Source organism: Blastococcus sp. LR1 (genome assembly GCF_020166105.1).
Lineage (GTDB): Bacteria > Actinomycetota > Actinomycetes > Mycobacteriales > Geodermatophilaceae > Blastococcus.
The window spans coordinates 305,150-324,928 of record NZ_JAIUJY010000006.1 but is presented as its reverse complement, the minus strand read 5'-3'; the positions used below and the strand labels follow the sequence as shown (position 1 = coordinate 324,928).

Here is a 19,779-nt window from a genome sequence, read left to right as displayed (position 1 = left end):
GGGCATCCGCGCGCCGGACGAGAGGAGGAAGAGTGCGGCATTTCGGGTTCCTGACACCGGAGCAACGGGCCGCGCTCTTCCAAGAACCTCCACAGGTGTTCGACGCCCGGACCGACCGGCGGACCCTCGCCGTCGCCCTCGGGGCGACGCTCTACACCCCGGGAACGCGCCAGGACTACGCCGCGCGCATCGGGCACCTGGTGAACGAGGGCGTCGCCTCCGCCGTGCTCTGCCTCGAGGACGCGATCCGTGACGACGAGGTCCTCGCCGCGGAGCGCAACGTCGTCACCCAGCTGCGGACCCTGCACGGGAGCGACGAGGAGCTGCCCCAGCTGTTCGTGCGGGTGCGCCACCCCGACCAGGTGCGGACCCTCGTCGCGCAGCTGGGGCCGGCCGCCGCCGTGCTGACCGGCTTCGTCTTCCCGAAGTTCACCGCCGCCGTCGCCGAGGGTTACCTGACGGCGCTCGCCGAGGCCCGGGCCGCCACGGCGCTCCCGCTCTACGGCATGCCTGTCCTGGAGACCGGGGAGGTGCTCTTCGCCGAGACCCGCCTGCCCGAGCTGCTCCGCCTGCGGGACCTGCTGGCCGAGCACGAGGACTCGGTGCTGGCCGTGCGCATCGGCGCCACCGACCTCTGCGGCCTCTACGGTCTCCGGCGCGGCCGCGACCTCACGATCTGGGACCTCGCCCTGGTCCGCGAGGCGCTGGCCGACATCGTGAACGTCTTCGCACGGGACGACCGCTTCACCGTCACCGGCGCCGTCTGGGAGCACTTCACCGGCACCCAGCGCCTCTTCAAGCCGCAGCTGCGCCAGACGCCGTTCGGCCGCCCGGACCTCCCCGGTGCCCCGGAGCTGCGCGGGGACCTGATCCGGCACGACCTCGACGGCCTGATGCGGGAGGTGGTGCTGGACAAGGCGACCGGCATCGTCGGCAAGACGGTGATCCACCCCTCGCACGTCCGGCCGGTGCACGCCCTCTACGTCGTCACCCACGAGGAGCTGGAGGACGCGCGCACGACCCTCCAGATGACCGGCGGCGGCGTCACCGGCAACGTCGGCGCGACCAGGATGATCGAGAGCCGGCCGCACGCCCGCTGGGCCACCCACACGCTGCGGCGCGCGTCGGTGTTCGGCGCGCTGCACGAGGACCGGACGTTCGTCGACCTCCTGCACGTCGACGAGGGTCAGGCGTGAGCGGAAAGGCGGGCTGGGTCGCCACCCGGCTCGACATCGATCTCGACGTCCGTGCGCGTGCCGGCGGGGCCGCAGCCGGGGTCGCGGACAGCATCGAGCTGGGCCTGCGGCGCAACCCGCTGCGCGCGCAGCTGCTGGTCTCCCGGCTCCTCGGCAAGCACGTGCCCGCCCGGGTGGCCGACGTGCTCGGCACCGGGCACCTGCTCGGCGACCTGGTCCGAGCGGCCTGCGACGGGCGGACGCCGGTCGTCGTCGGGTTCGCCGAGACCGCCACCGCCCTGGGCCACGCGGTCGCCGCCGTCGCGGACGTCGACGGCCGGCAGGCTCCCTACCTGCACACGACCCGCCGGCCGACCCCCGCGGGCGCCGCCGTCCTGGAGTTCCGCGAGGAGCACAGCCACGCCACCTTCCAGGGCCTCGCACTCCTGCCCGACGGCGTCGTCGACGAGACCGCCATGCGCGCCGACGCGCCGCTGGTCCTGGTCGACGACGAGATCAGCACCGGCCGGACGGCGATCAACGCGATCCGTGCCCTGCACGCGGTCTGGCCGCGCAGCCGGTACGTCGTCGCCAGCCTGCTGGACTCCCGCACCGACGAGCAGCACCGGGACCTCGACGCGTTCGCCGCCGGCCTGGGCGCCTCGGTCGTCAGCGTCGCGCTGCTCTCCGGGTCGGTGCGCACGCCGGCGAACGTGCTCGACCGTGCGGCCCGGCTGCTGGACTCCCTGCCCGCCGCACCGCTCCCGGCCGGCGAGCCGGTTCCCGTGCTGCGGTGGACCCTCGACCTCCCCGCCGGGCTGCCGACCCTCGCGGCACAGGGCTGGAACGGCGCCTGCGAGGGGCTGCTGGCCGACACGGTCGGCGCCGTCGCCGCGGCGCTCCCCGTCCACCGGGACGCGCGGACCCTCGTCCTCGGCGACGAGGAGTTCATGTACCTCCCCCAGCGGCTGGCCGCGGCCCTGGGCGAGGACGTGCGCACGTCGACCACCACGCGGAGCCCGGCCGCCGTCGTGGACGAGCCGGGCTATCCGCTGCGCACGGTGCTCTGCTTCCCCGCCACCGAGGATCCCGATCGCACGGCGTACGCGTACAACGTCGCCCCCAGCGCCCGGCCGGAGCCCGGGAACGCGCCCGGGTTCGACGACGTCGTCCTCGTCACCGACGCGCCGGCCGCTCCGCACACCGACGTGCTGATCGGCCTGCTCGCCGCCAGCGCCCGCCGGTCGGTGCACGTCGTCCAGGTCTGCCCGGCGGCAACGCCGTGACCGCCGGACCGGCCGAGGGACTGCGCAGCAGCTACGACCCGGCGGAGGTCACGTTCCTGCTGACCGACCTCTCCTCCGTCCGCCTGGAGCTCGACCTCGCCGAGCGCGAGGCCCGCATCCAGGCCGGCCGCAACTACGCCGAGATGCTGCCGGTCGAGTACAGCCCGGACGACGCCTACCTCGAGCTGTTCGAAGCGGTGCTGACCGACTCGGCGGCGGAGATCGCCGAGCACGTCGGCGTCGTGACCGAGATGGCTCTCGCCGCCCGCGACGGGCACCCGGTGCTGGTCTCCCTCGCCCGCGCCGGCACTCCGGTGGGCATCCTGATGCGGCGCTGGGCCCGGCACGCGCACGGCGTGGACCTGCCGCACTACTCGGTGAGCATCGTCCGCGGCCGGGGCATCGACACCGTCGCGCTCGATTCCATCGTCGCCCGGCACGACCCGCGCGACGTCGTCTTCGTCGACGGGTGGACCGGCAAGGGCGCGATCGTCACCGAGCTGGCCTCGGCGCTCGACGCCTACGAGGCCGAGGGCGGACCGCGACTGCCGCGCGACCTCGCGGTCGTCGCCGACCCGGGGCACTGCGCCACGCTCTTCGGCACCCGCGAGGACGTGCTCATCCCCTCCGCCTGCCTGAACGCGACGGTCTGCGGGCTGGTCAGCCGCACCGTGCTGAACGACGAGCTGATCGGGCCCGGCATGTTCCACGGCGCCAAGGTCTACCGCGAGCTCGCCGACCAGGACCGCTCCGCGCACTTCCTCGACACCGTCTCGCGGCGGTTCGGCGAGGTCGCCCCCGCCGTCGAGGCCCGGTGGCCGGCGGAGTACGCCGCCGACCGCACGCCGACCTTCGCCGGCCGGGACGTCGTCCGCCGGCTGCAGGCCGAGTTCGGCCTGCCGGACTGGCACCTGGTGAAGCCCAGCGTCGGCGAGACCACCCGGGTGCTGCTGCGCCGACTGCCCTGGCAGGTGCTGGTCCGCCCCGACCGGCGGGAGGCCCTCCGGCACGTGCTGATGCTCGCCGAGGCCCGCGGCGTGCCGGTGGTCGACCACGCCGACATGCCCTACAGCTGCGTCGGGCTCGTCCAGCCGCTCGGAGGTGCCGACTCGTGACGGGACCGGTGCTGGTGACCACCGACCTCGACCGCACGCTGATCTTCAGCCCGCGGGCGACCGAGGTGCTGGGAGGAGGACTCCCCCGCTCGGTCGTCGAGGTGCACGAGGGCCGGGTCATCAGCGAGATGGCCGACGTCGTGCGGAGCGGGCTGGCGGAGCTCGGCCGGATGCCCGCCGACGCCGTCACGGTGGTGCCGACGACGACCCGCACGGTCCGCCAGCTGCAGCGGATCGAGCTGCCGTTCACCCCGCGGTTCCTGATCGCCGCCTCCGGCGGGGTGGTGCTCGAGCACGGCCGCGTCGACGAGGACTGGGCCCGGGCCACCGCCGCCCGGCTGGCCGGGTGCGCCCCGGTGGCCGAGGTGCGGGCAGTCCTCGACGACCTCGTCGCCGACGAGGTCGTGCTGCGCGCGCACACCGCCGAGGACTTGTTCTGCTACGCGATCGTCGATCCCGCGCGCTTCGGCGTCGAGGAGGTCGAGCGGCTCACCGCCCGGCTGCTTCCCCGTTCCTGGCGGGTGGCCCACCAGGGCACGAAGGTGTACCTGCTGCCCGATGCGCTGCACAAGGCGTACGCCATCGGCCACGTCCGCGAGCGCCTGGCCGGCGAGCTGGGCACGGCTCCCGAACTGCTGGCCGCGGGCGACACCTGGCTGGACGCGGAGATGCTCGAGCTCGCCGACCGGGGCTGGGTGCCGGCCGGCAGCGAGATCTCCCGGTCCGGACCCCCGCCGTGGCCGCACGTGATCCTCACGGCGACCCCCGGGCACTCCGCTGCCGCGGAGATCGTGGGCGCCTGGCTCGAGCACGCCGCGGAGGTCGGTGAGCGCCCCCGCCGCTGAGCGGATCGGCGCTGGCAGGATGCCTGCATGACGACGATGTCCAAGGGCGCCAACCTGCCGGTGACCGCAGCGCGGGTCCGCGCCTCTCTCGGCTGGGCCTCCGCCGTCGAGGTGGACGCCTCCGCCCTGCTCCTCACCTCGGACGGCAAGGTGCGCTCCGACGCCGACTTCGTCTTCTACAACCAACCGCGCAGCCCCGAGGGCGGGGTCCGGCACACCGGCGGCGCGGGGGCTGCCGGACAGGACTCGGTGGAGGTCGACCTCGACGGCCTCCCGGAGGCGATCGAGAAGGTCGCCGTCGCGGCCAGCGTCGGCAGCGGCACCTTCGGCCAGATCCCCGGCCTGCACCTGCGGCTGACCGACGCCGCGGACGGATCGGAGATCGCCCGCTTCGACATCTCCGACGCCACGACCGAGACGGCGTTCGTGTTCGGCGAGCTCTACCGCCGCAACGGGCAGTGGAAGTTCCGCGCCGTCGGCCAGGGCTACGCCTCGGGCCTCGGCGGCCTGGCGACCGACTTCGGGATCGACGTCGCCGAGGAGCCCGCCGCTGCGGCTCCTGCGGCCGCGACTCCCGCGGCGAGCACTCCTCCCCCGGCCCCGCCGGCAGCAGGCGCCGTCTCGCTGAAGAAGCAGAAGCAGATCTCGCTGGAGAAGCGCGCCGCGACCGAGGCGCCGCACCTCGTGGACCTGGTCAAGAAGGCCGCCGTCAGCCTGGAGAAGAAGGGGCTCGGCGAGCACACGGCGCGGGTCGCCCTCTGCCTGGACATCAGCGGCTCGATGGCCGGGCTCTACCGGTCCGGCAAGATCCAGCAGCTCGCGGAGCGCATCCTCGCTCTGGGGCTGCGCTTCGACGACGACGGCGAGGTCGACATCTTCCTGTTCGGGCGGGAGGGGCACCAGGCCGACACGATGAACCTGGGCAACGTCCGGCAGTACACCGTCGACGTCCTGCGCCGGCATCCCCTCGAGTCGAGCACCTACTACGGCTCGGCGATGCGCCTCATCCGCCGGCACTACTTCGGCTCCGACGAGCGCCGGAAGGCTCCCTATCAGGACCGCGTGCCGGTGTACGTCATGTTCGTCACCGACGGCGCCACGTTCGACGAGGACGTCACGCGCGAGCAGGTGCGCTCCTCGAGCTACGAGCCGCTGTTCTGGCAGTTCATGGCCATCGGCAAGTCGTCCCGCGCCCTGGGCGCCGGCGGCGGCCGCCGACGCGGCCTCTTCGGCGGCGGGGGCGGCGGCGGCGGCACCTCCCGCGAGTTCCGTTTCCTGGAGGAGCTGGACGACATGAGCGGCCGCTTCATCGACAACGCGGACTTCTTCAGCGTGGACGACCCGATGCAGCTCAGCGACGACGAGCTGTTCGAGCTGCTCATGACCGAGTACCCGGGCTGGCTCACCCAGGCACGCGAGCGCGGGCTGCTCCCGCCGCGCTGAGCGGCGGGAACAAGCCCGGAGCAGTGGGCGGGGGCGCTACTTGCGCCCTCGCCCCCACTCCATGCCCCAGCCGTACTCGCGGTCGAGCACGTCCTGACCGCCCTGCACGTAGCGCACCTCGCGGTTGACCGTGAGGTCGTTGCCGCTGTTCGTCAGCAGCGCGATGGCGCACATCGGCGCCTTCGGGTCGGACTCGTCCAGGCGCACCTCGATCGGAGCGCCGCCCGCGGGGTGCATGGTGACGACGCCGTCGGCCGCGGCCCAGTTCGGCACGCCCTGGTAGATGAAGGCGAAGACGAGCACGCGGCGGATCTCGGTGACCCGGGACAGGTCGATCCGGAGGTTCTCCCCCGCCGTGTTGGTGCCCGACCGGTCGTCGCCGTCGAGAGTGATGATCGGCCGGCCGGAGGCGTTGCGGGACGCGAACGCGTTGCCCAGCGCCTGCACGACGCCCTTGGATCCGTCGGTGAACTCGTAGAGGCAGCCGAGGTCGAGGTCGATTCCGCCCTGGGCGGCGGCGGCCATCCGCTTGAGGAATCCGCCTCCGGCCGGGGCGGCCGGCCGCGCGTTCCAGTTGAGGTTGACCCGCAGCTCGCCGCCGGTGGCGCCCCGCTTGGTCAGCGAGACGCTCGGCGCGCTCTTGGTCAGCGTGACCTTGCCGAGGTCCACGCCTCCTCCGACGGGTGCGCCCCCTCCGGCGGGCGCGCCTCCTCCGGCCGGTGGCCGCTTCGTGTAGTCGATGCCCATCCCTACGTCCCTTTCGTCGCTCTGGCTCGCGTTGCTGGTTGCCCCGGGCCCCCGGGAACGACGACGGCCGGCTCCCCGTGCGGGGAACCGGCCGTCGTGTGCGTCAGACCTTCTGGTGCTCGTCGGTGCCGACGTGGATCGCGTGCGCCTCCGGCGGGTCCTTGCGCAGCCGCATCAGCGAACCGGCGAAGGCCACACCGATGAAGGCGACCCCGATCAGGCCGGTGATCAGCTCCGGGATGTGCCACTGCAGGCTCAGCAGCAGGATCGCCGCCAGCGCGCCGATGGCCCAGTGCGCCCCGTGCTCGAGGTAGACGTACTCGCTCAGCGTGCCCTGGCGGACCAGGTAGACGGTGATCGACCGGACGAACATGGCGCCGATCAGGCCCAGGCCCAGCGCGATGATGACCGGGTCGGAGGTGATGGCGAAGGCGCCGATCACGCCGTCGAAGCTGAACGACGCGTCCAGGACCTCGAGGTAGAGGAACAGGAAGAAGCCCGCCTTGCCGGTGGCCCGCGCCAGCGTCGACGGCCCACCGGTGCGCTCGGGCGCGGCGACGGTCGTCGCGGCGTCGTCGGCCTTGCCCTGCTCGCCGTGCACGACACCGGCGGTCGACTCGTCGTCGTCCACCCCGGCCTGGGTGCCCTCGAAGAGCGACCCGAGGCCGTTGACGGCGAGGTAGGTGATCAGACCGAGCAGGCCGGCGATCAGCACCGACTCCCGCTCCTCGCCCTCGACCAGGAACTCCGCGGCGAGGACCAGCAGGATCGCGGCGATGATCACCGAGAGGGCGTCGAGCTTGCCGATGCGGGCCAGGGGGCGCTCGATCCAGGTCAGCCAGGTGATGTCACGCTCCTCGAACAGCCAGTCGAGGAAGAGCATCAGCAGGAACATGCCGCCGAAGGACGCGATGAGCGGGTGCGCCTCGTTGAGCAGGAACCCGTAGGTGCCCGGCGTCTCGGGGTCGCCCTTCTCCATCGCCAGCTGGATCGCCTCGACCGGCCCCAGGTTGGCGGTGACGCCGACGATCAGCAGCGGGAAGACCAGGCGCATGCCGAAGACGGCGATCAGGATGCCGATGGTCAGGAAGATCTTCTGCCAGAAGTCGCTCATCCGCTCGAGCACCTTCGCGTTCACGACGGCGTTGTCGAACGAGAGGGAGACCTCGAGGACGCCGAGGATCATGCAGAGCGCGAAGGCTTCCCAGCTGCCGTAGATGAACGCCACGACGAGGCTGGCGATGGTGACCCCGATGGACCACCCGAACGTTCGAAGGAGCACGTGATTCCTTGGGTCATGGGCGGCCGCACGGCCGCCGCGGAGAAGTGCAGGGTGCCGGGGTCTGGCTGCCCCGGCCGATCAGCCGACGTTGACGCCGAAGTCCTTGGCGATGCCGGCCAGACCCGAGGCGTAGCCCTGGCCGACGGCGCGGAACTTCCACTCGCCGTTGTTGCGGTACAGCTCGCCGAAGATCATGGCGGTCTCCGTCGACGCGTCCTCGGAGAGGTCGTAGCGCGCGATCTCCTCGCCCCCGGCCTGGTCGACGACGCGGATGAAGGCGTTGCGCACCTGACCGAAGTTCTGGTTGCGCTGGTCGGCCTCGTAGATGCTGACCGGGAAGACGATCTTGTCGCACTCGGCGGGCACCCCGGCGAGGTCGACCTTGATGGCCTCGTCGTCGCCCTCGCCCTCGCCGGTGAGGTTGTCCCCGGTGTGCTCCACGGAGCCCTCGGGGCTGGCCAGGTTGTTGAAGAAGACGAAGTGCGAATCCGAGAGGATCTGGCCGTCCACCCCGAGCAGCAGGGCCGAGGCGTCCAGGTCGAAGGCGGCGCCGCTGGTGGAACGCGCGTCCCAGCCGAGGCCGATGAGGGCCGCCGTCATGGCGGGTGCCTGCTTGGTCAGCGAGACGTTGCCGCCCTTGGTCAGACTGACGCCCACGTGTGCTCCTCCTCGGGTCCTGCGGATGGCTGCGACCGCACGGCTGCGGCCGTGCTTCCACGTGCAGCCTCTCGCAGAGTAGTTGTCACGGCTCGGCCGTGTCTCGCCCCGCGACCGAGGGACACGCGACACGGCCGCGGGTGAGCAGGAGCGGACGATCCGGAGGACGGCGCCCGCGCGCGGGAGGTCAGCCGACGTTGACGCCGAAGTCCTTGGCGATGCCGGCCAGGCCCGAGGCGTAGCCCTGGCCGACGGCGCGGAACTTCCACTCGGCACCGTTGCGGTACAGCTCGCCGAAGACCATGGCGGTCTCGGTCGAGGCGTCCTCGGAGAGGTCGTAGCGGGCCAGCTCCTCGGTGTTGGCCTGGTTCACGACGCGGATGAAGGCGTTGCGGACCTGCCCGAAGTTCTGGTTGCGCTGCTCGGCCTCGTAGATGCTCACCGGGAAGACGATCTTGTCGACGTCCGCAGGCACGCTGCCCAGGGTGACCGAGATCTGCTCGTCGTCACCGGCGCCCTCACCGGTCAGGTTGTCGCCGGTGTGCTCGACGGCGTTCTCCGGGCTCTTGAGGTTGCCGTAGAAGACGAAGTGCTGGTCGGACAGCACCTTGCCGTCGGCCTTCACCAGGAGCGCCGAGGCGTCCAGGTCGAACTCCGTGCCGGTCGTCGTCCGGACGTCCCAGCCCAGGCCGACGGTGACGGCGGACAGACCGGCGGAGCCGGCCTGCTTGGTGAGGGAGACGTTGCCGCCCTTGCTGAGGCTGACGCTCACTGTTCCTCCATGTTCCTGCGGGCTCGTCGCCCGGATGTCTGCTGAGAGAAGGTCGAACCGACCGGCCCACTGTGCCGGCCGGCGGGGGTCAGAGGTGCTGGCTCACCGTGGGCATCAGGTCCTGGAAGGTGCGGCCGTTGGCGATCGCGCCGACGGCGGTCATGCTCCAGCCGCTGCCCGCGCGCGACACCTTCGCCATCACCTGGCTGTTGTGCGTGCCGGAGCCGGTGAGCTCGTAGCGGGCGAGCTCGGTGTCGTTCGCGGTGGAGTCGACCAGCCGGCAGAAGGCGTTCTCGATCTGGCTGAAGTTCTCGCCGGTGAAGGAGTTCACGACGAAGACGATCTGCGTGATCGAGGCGGGCACCGCCTGCAGATCCACGACGATCGACTCGTCGTCGCCGTCGCCGGCACCGGTCCGGTTGTCCCCGGTGTGCTGGACGGAGCCGTCCTTGCTGCGCAGCTGCTGGAACCAGACCTGGTCGACCAGCCGGCCGCCGGCGTCGAAGAGCAGCGCCGAGGCGTCGAGGTCGACCGACTGGTCCTTGAGCTTGCCGAACATGCCCTTCTTCTTGATGGCATCCCAGCCCAGCCCCATCCGGACGCGCGTCAAGGTGCCGCCACCGCGCTTCTCCAGCGAGACGGTCTGCCCCTTGCTGAGACTCACCACGTGTTGTTCCCCATTCGTCGTGCGTAGCCGGCGCCGTTCGCGACCGGACGGCCTGGTGACGGTATCCAAGTTCAGCAACGCGTGGAGCTGCCGTGATGTCCCCCGGCGAATGGCACGGCCACGACCTCCACACCTGGGCACGGGCCGGGCACCCTCACGGGATGCCCGGCCCCGAGCCGTTACCGGGCGACTGTTCCTAGGAGGCATCGCCCTCGGCCACGGGCGCATGGGCGGCGCGGTCGCGCTTCGACTTGGCGAGGCTGGCCACGGTCGTGACCACGAGGGTCACCAGGATGACCGAGAGCGACAGCCAGGTCGGGACCTCCGGGATGAGCGTGACGTGCTCACCGCCGTTGATGAACGGCAGCTCGTTGGTGTGCAGCGCGTGGATGACCAGCTTCGCGCCGATGAAGCCGAGGATCACGGCCAGCCCGTAGGCGAGATACACCAGCCGGTCGAGCAGGCCGTCGATCAGGAAGAAGAGCTGACGGAGCCCCAGCAGCGCGAACGCGTTGGCGGTGAAGACCAGGTAGGTCTCCTGGGTCAGGCCGAAGATCGCCGGGATGGAGTCGACGGCGAACAGCAGGTCGGCGCTGCCGATGGCGACGAGGGCGATCGCGAGGGGCGTGATGTGCCGCTTGCCCTTGATCTTCGTGACCATGCGGTCGCCGTGGTACTCCTCCGTCGTCGGCACGGTCCGACGGGTGAGGCGGAGGAAGAAGTTCTCCTGGAACTCCTCCTCGTCCTCGTCCTTCGCGGCACCACGTGCCTGCGCCCAGGCGGTGTAGATGAGGAAGCCGCCGAAGATGTAGAAGACCCAGCTGAAGTTCTCGATGGCGGCGGCGCCGAGGAAGATGAAGATCGTGCGCAGGACCAGCGCGAAGGCGATGCCGAACAGCAGCACCTTCTGCTGCAGCTCCCGGGGTACCGCGAAGCTGGCCATGATGAGGACGAAGACGAAGAGGTTGTCCACCGAGAGACTCTTCTCGGTGATGTAGCCGGCGAAGTATTCCCCTCCGTACTGGCCGCCCGCGAACCACAGCACCAGCAGCCCGAAGACGACGGCGATGGCGACGTAGACCGCCGACCAGGTGGCCGATTCGCGCAGGGTCGGCGCGTGCGGCGTGCGCACGTGGCCGAAGAAGTCGAACGCGATCATCGCGAGGATCGCGCCGACCGTGAGGGCCCACACCCAGAACGGGACGTCCATGTACTCGTGCCTCCGGAGAACTGTCAGTGGTCAGCCACCGGAGGTCTCTCCCGCCGCGGTCGGAACCTTCGGCCGGCAGCGCCGGAGGACACGGGCCCTCGTGTTGACGACGCTGTTGTTCGGGGATACTCCCCTCCGGAACCGCAGCCGGGCAGACGACATCGCCCGACCGGTCCGCGGTTCTTCACTCCTCAACGGCGCACCCGTCCACGGGGTTCCCGGGTCCGACCCGAACGGTTCGGATCCTCACTCCACGTGACGACGATCGGGGCCGGCCCGCACGGCAGCGCACACCGGCGCACGCCGGAGCGGCACCCCTGGTCCGACGCCCGGGGTCTGGCTAGCGTCCGCGGCTCGACGGCCCGCTCCTCCTCGACCGGTGCCGCACTCGCCGCAGGGGGCCGGGATGCTGGGAGCGATCGCAGAGGTCGTCTGGGACTGGGCGACGGACAACCGCCGCCGCGCCATCCGCGTCTTCAGCACGCTGGGAGTGCTGGTCGTCGCCGCCGGCGTCTGGTTCCTGGTCATCAGCACGCGCCCGGTTCCACCCGAGTCCCTGTGCGCGTCGGTCTCGGAGCTGGAGAACGAACTCGCGGTCTCCTTCGGCAGCTCGACGAACAACGCGGTCTTCGACGGGCTCGACTCCCTCGCCGGGCAGAGCGAACGGCTGGACGACGACGCACCGGGCGCCGTCTCCTCCGTGCACGACTCGGCCGCGGGCCTGGAGTCGCTCGCCGACCGGGACAGCATCTCGATGGGCGAGGTGATGGTCGCACTCCAGCCCGTGCAGTCCTATTGCGCGAACCTCGCCGTCGCCGCGCAGGCGGCGAACGCACCGTCCGGAGACGCGAACCACCTCGGGACGGAGGCGCCCGCCGACCCGGCGCCCTACGCGAGCCCGACGCCCACCCGCCCGTCCACGCGGTCCACCGTTCCGTCCACGCCCACGACCTCGTCACCGTGGACCCGGGTCCCGGGAGCGTCAGGCTCGACGTCCTCCACCGCGCCGTCGTCCTCGTACGGGTCGTCGTCCTCGTACGGATCGTCGAGCGTGGACGAGGACGACGCCCTCCTCCAGCTGTCGGCGGCGCGGGCGGACTCCCTGCAGGGGCTCGTGCTCGACGAGCGCTGGGTGGCCCAGGTCGCCTCCAAGAGCGTCGGCATCACCGACCGCCTGCAGACGGCGCAGAACGGGACGCACACCTTCTACGCGGCCGACATCCTCGCCGAGAGCAACGCCGCGTTCGCGGTGGCCGACGGCAACCCGGTCCTGGTCCTGGACTCCACGGACTTCGGGAAGCGCTCGTTCGCCTCCGACGGGAAGCCCTACTGGGTGACCCTCGTCGACGCCGGCTTCACCAGCAGCGGCGAGGTCGAGACGTGGTGCGCGCGGGCCTATCCGCACCTGAACACCGAGGCGCTGGCCAACACCTGCGCACCCCGGACGCTCAGCCCGCCGCACCCGTGACCGTCCGGCCCGACCCCTGCCGGGACCCGGGCGAGGACGCAGCAGTCGCCTAGGCGTGCGCGGCGTCGAACTGGCGCAGCTCCTTCTTCAGCTCGTTCAACTCGTCGCGCAGCCGGGCCGCCACCTCGAACTGCAGCTCCCGGGCGGCGGACAGCATCTGGTCGTTCATCGTCTGGATCATGTCGGCCAGCTCGGCCCGGGGCAGACCCTGCACGTCGATCGATCCGGCCTTGACCTTGGACTTGGACGACAGCCCCGGCACCGGCGACTTCCCACGCGACTGCTGCCGCCCGGAGCCGCCCAGCATCTCGGTCGCCGCCTCGGTGTCCTCGGCTGCCTTGTAGATGCCGTCGAGGATGTCGACGATCTTCTTCCGCAGCGGCTGCGGGTCCACGCCGTGCGCCGTGTTGTAGGCGATCTGCTTCTCGCGCCGCCGGTTGGTCTCCTCGATCGCCTGGGCCATCGACGGCGTGATCTTGTCGGCGTACATGTGCACCTGGCCCGAGACGTTGCGGGCGGCGCGGCCGATCGTCTGGATCAGGGACTTGCCCGACCGGAGGAAGCCCTCCTTGTCGGCGTCGAGGATCGCCACGAGCGAGACCTCCGGCAGGTCCAGGCCCTCGCGCAGCAGGTTGATGCCGACCAGCACGTCGTACTCGCCCTGCCGGAGCTCGCGGAGCAGCTCGACGCGGCGCAGCGTGTCCACCTCGGAGTGCAGGTACCGCACCTTGATGCCGAGTTCCAGCAGGTAGTCGGTGAGGTCCTCGGACATCTTCTTGGTCAGCGTGGTGACCAGGATCCGCTCGTCCTTCTCGGTGCGGATGCGGATCTCGTGCACGAGGTCGTCGATCTGGCCCTTGGTCGGCTTCACCACGACCTCCGGGTCGATGAGGCCGGTGGGCCGGATGACCTGCTCCACGACATCGCCCTGGACCTTGCCGAGCTCGTAGTCGCCCGGGGTGGCGGACAGGTAGACGCTCTGCTTGATCCGGTCGGTGAACTCCTCCCACTTCAGCGGGCGGTTGTCCATCGCCGACGGCAGCCGGAACCCGTGCTCGACCAGGGTCCGCTTGCGACTCATGTCGCCCTCGTACATGCCGCCGATCTGCGGCACGGTCACGTGCGACTCGTCGATGACCAGCAGGAAGTCGTCGGGGAAGTAGTCGATGAGGCAGGCGCCGGCTGAGCCGGGCTTCCGGCCGTCGATGTGCCGCGAGTAGTTCTCGATGCCGGAGCAGAAGCCGACCTGGCGCATCATCTCGATGTCGTAGGTGGTGCGCATGCGCAGCCGCTGCGCCTCCAGCAGCTTGCCCTGCCGGTCCAGCTCCGCCAGGCGCTGCTCGAGCTCGGCCTCGATGCCGCGGATCGCCCGCTCCATGCGGTCCGGGCCCGCGACGTAGTGGCTCGCCGGGAAGACGAAGAGCTCCTCGACCTCGCGCACGACCTCGCCGGTGAGCGGGTGCAGGTAGTACAGCCGCTCGACCTCGTCGCCGAACATCTCGATGCGGACGGCGAGCTCCTCGTAGACCGGGAAGATCTCGATGGTGTCGCCCCGGACCCGGAACGTGCCACGGGTGAACGAGAGGTCGTTGCGGGTGTACTGCTCGGTCACCAGGGTGCGCAGCAGCTCGTCGCGGTCGCGCTCCTCCCCCAGCTTGATCTTCAGCGCACGCTCGACGTACTCCTGCGGGGTGCCCAGGCCGTAGATGCAGGAGACGGTCGAGACCACCACGACGTCACGCCGGGTGAGCAGGCTGTTCGTCGCCGAGTGCCGCAGCCGCTCGACCTCCTCGTTGATCGAGGAGTCCTTCTCGATGTAGGTGTCCGTCTGCGGGACGTACGCCTCGGGCTGGTAGTAGTCGTAGTAGGAGACGAAGTACTCGACCGCCGCGTCGGGCAGCAGTTCCTTGAACTCGTTGGCCAGCTGCGCCGCGAGCGTCTTGTTCGGGGCCATGACCAGCGTGGGCCGCTGCACCTGCTCGATCAGCCAGGCGGTCGTCGCCGACTTGCCGGTACCGGTGGCCCCGAGGAGCACCGTGTCCTCCGCGCCGGAGTTCACCCGCTCGGCCAGCGCCTTGATGGCCGCCGGCTGGTCGCCCGCGGGCTGGAACTCGCTGACGACGCGGAAGCGCCCCTGGGTGGGCCGGATGTCGGTGGACGTGCGCACGGGACGAAGGTACGTCGGCGGTGTGACAGAACGCGCCGCGAGCGCCTCGTGCGACCGGTGCGACGGCCGGGGCACCTGGCCGGGAGGCGGGTACTTGCCCGTTCCGCCGTCCGGCCCTAGCGTGCCGGGACGCAGGAGCGGTCACCGTCGGGGACCAGCGCCACCCGGGCCTCCACCCGGGCGAGGTCGGCCCCCGCTGCGCGCACCACCCCGGCCCGACCTGCGCACGACGCCCTCCGCGGCCCTGCCGCGGGGGGCGTCGTCGTCCCCGGGAGCGGTGGCGCATCCGCCCTGGTCGGGAACGGGGCAGGTCTCACACCGGGTCCAGGTGTGGCGGGCCCCCCGCGCGGGCAAGCGGTCTCCGACGTCCGTCCTCGGTCGGTGGCGTCAGCACGCGCGCCGGCCACCCGCCCCCAGCCCTCGGGGCCCCTGCGCAGGAGGAACTCCACACGATGACCCAGGTATGGCCCGGTAGCGCCTATCCCCTCGGCGCCACCTACGACGGCACCGGTACCAACTTCGCGATCTTCAGCGAGGTGGCCGAGAAGGTCGAGCTGTGCCTCTTCGACGAGCAGGGCAACGAGGAGCGGATCCGGCTCCCTGAGATGGACGGGTACGTCTGGCACGCCTTCCTCCCCGGCGTCCACCCCGGCCAGAAGTACGGCTTCCGCGTGCACGGTCCCTACGAGCCGGAGCAGGGGCTGCGCTGCAACCCCAGCAAGCTGCTGCTGGACCCCTACGCCAAGGCCATCGACGGCCAGATCGACTGGGACCCGTCGGTGTTCGGCTACGACTTCGAGACCAAGGAGCGCAACGACGACGACTCCGCGGCGCACATGCCGAAGTCCGTCGTCGTCAACCCGTTCTTCGACTGGGGCGTGGACCGCCCGCCGAAGACGCCCTACAACAAGACGGTGATCTACGAGGCCCACGTCAAGGGCCTGACGATGACCCACCCGCGGGTCCCCGAGGAACTGCGCGGCACCTACGCCGGCATCGCGCACCCGGCGGTCATCGAGCACCTCCAGGACCTGGGCATCACCGCCATCGAACTGCTGCCGGTGCACCAGTTCGTGCAGGACGACACCCTGGAGCAGAAGGGCCTGCGAAACTACTGGGGCTACAACACGATCGGCTTCTTCGCGCCGCACAACGAGTACGCCCAGGCCTCCAACGGCCAGCAGGTGCAGGAGTTCAAGGGCATGGTCCGGGCCCTGCACGAGGCGGGCATCGAGGTCATCCTCGACGTCGTCTACAACCACACGGCCGAGGGCAACCACCTGGGCCCGACCCTGTCGTTCAAGGGCATCGACAACCGGACGTACTACCGGCTGGTCGAGGGCGACGAGCAGTACTACATGGACACCACCGGGACCGGGAACTCGCTGAACGTCCGCGTCCCCCAGTCCCTGCAGCTGATCATGGACTCGCTGCGGTACTGGGTCACCGAGATGCACGTCGACGGCTTCCGCTTCGACCTCGCCTCCACCCTGGCGCGCCAGTTCCACGAGGTCGACCGGCTGTCCGCGTTCTTCGACCTGGTCCACCAGGACCCGGTCGTCAGCCAGGTGAAGCTCATCGCCGAGCCGTGGGACATCGGCGACGGCGGCTACCAGGTCGGCAACTTCCCGGCGCTGTGGACCGAGTGGAACGGCAAGTACCGCGACACCGTCCGCGACTTCTGGCGCGGCGAGGGCGGGACGATCGGTGAGTTCGCCGACCGGATCTCCGGCTCGGCCGACCTGTACCAGCACTCCGGCCGCCGTCCGGTCGCCAGCATCAACTTCGTCACCGCCCACGACGGCTTCACGATGCGGGACCTCGTCTCCTACAACGAGAAGCACAACGAGGCCAACGGCGAGGGCAACAACGACGGCGAGAGCCACAACCGCAGCTGGAACGGCGGCGTCGAGGGCGACACCGACGACCCCGAGATCCTGCACATCCGGGCGCGTCAGCAGCGCAACTTCATCGCCACGCTGATGCTCAGCCAGGGCGTGCCGATGCTGCTGCACGGGGACGAGCTCGGCCGCAGCCAGGGCGGCAACAACAACGGCTACTGCCAGGACTCGCCGCTGACCTGGATCGACTGGGAGAACGTCGACGACGGCCTGCTGGAGTTCACCAAGAAGGTCACCCAGCTGCGCTGCGACCACCCGACGTTCCGCCGTCGCCGGTTCTTCCACGGCCGCCCGGTGCGCCGGGGCCTGGGCGAGCCGGTGCCGGACATCGCCTGGCTGACCCCCGAGGGCGAGCAGATGGGCGACGACGACTGGGACGTCGGCTACGCGAAGTCGCTGGCCGTCTACCTCAACGGCGTGGGCATCCGGGAGACCGACGAGCGCGGCGAGTTCGTGAAGGACGACCACTTCTACCTGGCGTTCAACGCCTCCGACAGCCCGATCGAGTTCACGCTCCCCGGCGAGGACTACTGCCAGGGTTGGTCGACGGTCCTCGACACCGCCGAGATGAACGAGGTCGAGCCGGTCGAGCTGAAGCCGGGCGAGACCGTCACCGTGGACGGGCGGGCGATCATCGTGCTGACGGGACCCTCGGCGTGACCGGACCCGTTCTCGCCGAGGACGAGGAGCCCCGCCGCGGCGTGCCCGTGGCGACCTACCGGCTGCAGGTGCACGCCGACTTCCGGCTGCAGGACGCGGCCGAGCTCGCCGGCTACCTCGCCGACCTCGGCGTCTCGCACGCGTACTCCTCTCCCCTCCTGCGCTCGGCCGCGGGCAGCAACCACGGCTACGACACCGTCGACCACGCGCACATCGACGAGGCGCGCGGCGGGCGCGAGGGCTTCGACCGGTTCGTCGAGGCGCTGCACGAGCAGGGCCTCGGGCTGGTGCTCGACCTGGTGCCCAACCACATGGGGGTCGACGACCCGTCGGCCGCGCCGTGGTGGTGGGACGTGCTGCAGCACGGTCAGGCCTCGACGCACGCCGGCGCGTTCGACATCGACTGGGAGTTCGGCGGCGGCAAGGTCCGCATCCCGGTGCTGGGGTCGGCCGACGACGTCGAGAAGCTCGAGGTGGTGGACGGCGAGCTGCGGTACTACGACAACCGCTTCCCGATCGCGCCCGGCACCGGCGAGGGCACGCCGCAGGAGGTGCACGCCCGGCAGAACTACGAGCTGGTCGACTGGCGCCGTGCCGACGACGAGCTGAACTACCGGCGCTTCTTCGCCATCAACACCCTCGCCGGCCTGCGGGTCGAGGACCCGGCGATCTTCGACGCCACCCACGAGCTGGTGCTGCAGCTCGTGCGCGACGGCGCCGTCGACGGGTTGCGGATCGACCACCCGGACGGACTGGCCGACCCCAAGGGCTACCTGGACCGGCTCGCCGAGGCATCGGGCAACCGGTGGACGGTCGTCGAGAAGATCCTGGAGCCCGGCGAGGACCTGCCGGAGTCCTGGCGGACGGCGGGCACGACCGGCTACGACGCGCTCGCCGAGGTCGACGAGGTGCTGATCGACCCGGCCGGCGAGCCGGCGCTGACGGCGCTGGACACCGAGCTCGCCGGGAAGCAGATCGACTACGCGCAGCTGGTCCACGACTGCAAGCGCGAGGTCACCGACGGGATGCTCGGCTCCGAGGTCGCCCGCCTGGTGCGGGTGATCGGCGAGCTCCCGGGCATCGACGCCGCGCAGCAGACCGAGGCGCTGGCCGAGCTCCTGGCGAGCTTCGACGTCTACCGCAGCTACCTGCCCGACGGACGGGAGCACCTGGACAGCACCGTCGCCGCGGTCCGCGAGCGCCGTCCGGACCTCACCGCGGCGGTCGACGCGCTGCACTCCGCGCTGTCGCAGGCAGGCACCGAGGCGGCCACCCGCTTCGAGCAGACCAGCGGTCCGGTCATGGCCAAGGGCGTCGAGGACAGCGCCTACTACCGCTGGGCCCGCTTCGTCGCGCTCAACGAGGTCGGCGGCGATCCGGCCGAGTTCGGCAGCAGCGTCGCCGAGTTCCACGAGCGGCAGCAGCGGCGGCTCGAGAAGCGGCCGCGGTCGATGACGACCCTCTCCACGCACGACACCAAGCGCAGCGAGGACGTGCGCGCCCGGCTGGCCGTGCTCGCCGAGCTCCCGTCCGAGTGGGGGCAGCTGGTGCGCGGCTGGCTGGCCCGCCACCCGCTGGCTGACCGCTCGCTGGCGCACCTCGTCTGGCAGAACCTCGTCGGCGCCTGGCCGCTCTCCCGGGAGCGGGCGCACGCCTACGTGGAGAAGGCCGCCCGCGAGGCCGGCACCTCGACCACCTGGACCAACCCGGTGCAGGAGTTCGAGGAGCAGCTGCACGCGCTGGTCGACGCCGCCTACGACGACCCGACGACGACGGCGGAGATCGAGGCGTTCGTCGCCCGCATCGCGCCGCTGGGCCGGTCGAACTCGCTGGCCCAGAAGCTGCTGCAGCTGACGATGCCGGGCGTGCCCGACGTCTACCAGGGCACCGAGCTGTGGGACTACTCGCTGGTGGACCCCGACAACCGGCGTCCGGTCGACTACGACCTGCGGCGGCAGCTCCTGGCCCGGCTCGACGCCGGCGAGGTGCCCGAGGTCGACGAGACCGGCGCGGCCAAGCTGCTCGTGGTCTCGCGGGTGCTGCGGGCCCGGCGCGACCACCCCGAGTGGTTCGCCGGCTACTCCCCCATCGAGGTCATCGGCTCGGGCGCCGACCACGTGGTCGCCTTCGACCGGAGCGGCGAGGAGGGCGACGGCGTCGTCGTCGTCGCCACCCGACTGCCGGCGACGCTCGCGGAGAGCGGCTGGGGCGACACCGCGCTGCAGCTGCCCAACGGCGCCTGGCGGGACCTGCTCACCGGCGAGCGGGTGGTCTCCGACGTCGCCGGCGTGGCCGCCGACGCCCTGCTGACGAAGCTCCCGGTCGCCCTCCTCGTCCGCGCCTGAGCACATCGTCGTCCTCCGGACGACACCGCGGCCAGGAGC

At 71.2% G+C, this 19,779-nt stretch carries 15 protein-coding genes; 8 read left to right on the top strand and 7 right to left on the bottom strand.

All coding sequences use genetic code 11. From position 1 onward, the window contains the following. The first annotated feature begins 95 nt into the window (after positions 1 to 95). From LBW97_RS18430 to LBW97_RS18410, 5 genes are read left to right on the top strand one after another with little or no spacing between them, the layout of a single operon-like run. Positions 96 to 1,196, top strand: a complete 1,101-nt coding sequence (locus tag LBW97_RS18430) for an HpcH/HpaI aldolase/citrate lyase family protein (RefSeq protein ID WP_224500819.1) — start codon at positions 96 to 98, stop codon at positions 1,194 to 1,196. Beyond that, a complete protein-coding gene (locus tag LBW97_RS18425; RefSeq protein WP_224500818.1) occupies positions 1,193 to 2,461 on the top strand; it encodes a phosphoribosyltransferase family protein in 1,269 nt (422 codons plus the stop codon). The genes LBW97_RS18430 and LBW97_RS18425 overlap by 4 nt, the downstream gene beginning before the upstream one ends. Continuing rightward, positions 2,458 to 3,576 (top strand): cysteine protease StiP family protein, encoded by a 1,119-nt coding sequence (locus tag LBW97_RS18420; RefSeq protein ID WP_224500817.1) that lies wholly within the window; start codon positions 2,458 to 2,460, stop codon positions 3,574 to 3,576. Before LBW97_RS18425 ends, LBW97_RS18420 begins: the two co-directional genes overlap by 4 nt. Continuing rightward, the gene (locus LBW97_RS18415) at positions 3,573 to 4,421 is read left to right on the top strand and encodes a hypothetical protein (RefSeq protein ID WP_224500816.1); all 849 of its coding nucleotides are present in this window, start codon (positions 3,573 to 3,575) and stop codon (positions 4,419 to 4,421) included. Before LBW97_RS18420 ends, LBW97_RS18415 begins: the two co-directional genes overlap by 4 nt. Before the next feature lie 27 nt (positions 4,422 to 4,448). After that, complete coding sequence (locus LBW97_RS18410; protein ID WP_224500815.1) at positions 4,449 to 5,864, top strand: VWA domain-containing protein; 1,416 nt, start codon at positions 4,449 to 4,451, stop codon at positions 5,862 to 5,864. Positions 5,865 to 5,900: 36 nt separating this feature from the next. On the opposite strand, the gene LBW97_RS18405 is transcribed toward LBW97_RS18410, so the two are convergent. From LBW97_RS18405 to LBW97_RS18380, 6 genes are all read right to left on the bottom strand, one after another. Beyond that, positions 5,901 to 6,533 carry a hypothetical protein gene (locus LBW97_RS18405; protein ID WP_224500814.1) on the bottom strand — a complete coding sequence of 211 codons (633 nt, stop codon included), beginning with the start codon at positions 6,531 to 6,533 and terminating at the stop codon, positions 5,901 to 5,903. Between the two features lie 181 nt (positions 6,534 to 6,714). Continuing rightward, the gene (locus LBW97_RS18400) at positions 6,715 to 7,893 is read right to left on the bottom strand and encodes a DUF475 domain-containing protein (protein ID WP_224500813.1); all 1,179 of its coding nucleotides are present in this window, start codon (positions 7,891 to 7,893) and stop codon (positions 6,715 to 6,717) included. Positions 7,894 to 7,971: 78 nt separating this feature from the next. Then, positions 7,972 to 8,550, bottom strand: coding sequence for a TerD family protein (locus LBW97_RS18395; protein WP_224500812.1), 579 nt, complete (start codon positions 8,548 to 8,550; stop codon positions 7,972 to 7,974). Positions 8,551 to 8,737: 187 nt separating this feature from the next. Then, entirely contained in the window at positions 8,738 to 9,322 is a 585-nt protein-coding gene (locus tag LBW97_RS18390) for a TerD family protein (protein WP_224500811.1), read from the bottom strand. Positions 9,323 to 9,410: 88 nt separating this feature from the next. Further along, positions 9,411 to 9,986, bottom strand: coding sequence for a TerD family protein (locus LBW97_RS18385; RefSeq protein WP_224500810.1), 576 nt, complete (start codon positions 9,984 to 9,986; stop codon positions 9,411 to 9,413). 199 nt (positions 9,987 to 10,185) lie between these two features. Further along, positions 10,186 to 11,199: a TerC family protein gene (locus LBW97_RS18380; protein WP_224500809.1), complete on the bottom strand. Its 1,014-nt coding sequence runs from the start codon at positions 11,197 to 11,199 to the stop codon at positions 10,186 to 10,188. Positions 11,200 to 11,605: 406 nt separating this feature from the next. On the opposite strand from LBW97_RS18380, the gene LBW97_RS18375 reads away from it, so the two are divergent. Then, positions 11,606 to 12,667 (top strand): hypothetical protein, encoded by a 1,062-nt coding sequence (locus tag LBW97_RS18375; protein WP_224500808.1) that lies wholly within the window; start codon positions 11,606 to 11,608, stop codon positions 12,665 to 12,667. A 49-nt stretch (positions 12,668 to 12,716) separates the two neighbouring features. On the opposite strand, the gene uvrB is transcribed toward LBW97_RS18375, so the two are convergent. Next, positions 12,717 to 14,834, bottom strand: a complete 2,118-nt coding sequence (gene uvrB / locus LBW97_RS18370; protein ID WP_224500807.1) for an excinuclease ABC subunit UvrB — start codon at positions 14,832 to 14,834, stop codon at positions 12,717 to 12,719. 452 nt (positions 14,835 to 15,286) lie between these two features. On the opposite strand from uvrB, the gene glgX reads away from it, so the two are divergent. Both glgX and treY read left to right on the top strand, forming a co-directional pair. Next, positions 15,287 to 17,395, top strand: a complete 2,109-nt coding sequence (gene glgX / locus LBW97_RS18365) for a glycogen debranching protein GlgX (RefSeq protein WP_224500806.1) — start codon at positions 15,287 to 15,289, stop codon at positions 17,393 to 17,395. Continuing rightward, on the top strand, positions 17,392 to 19,740 hold the full coding sequence (gene treY / locus LBW97_RS18360) for a malto-oligosyltrehalose synthase (RefSeq protein WP_224500805.1): 2,349 nt from the start codon (positions 17,392 to 17,394) through the stop codon (positions 19,738 to 19,740). Before glgX ends, treY begins: the two co-directional genes overlap by 4 nt. The last annotated feature ends 39 nt before the right edge of the window (positions 19,741 to 19,779 follow it).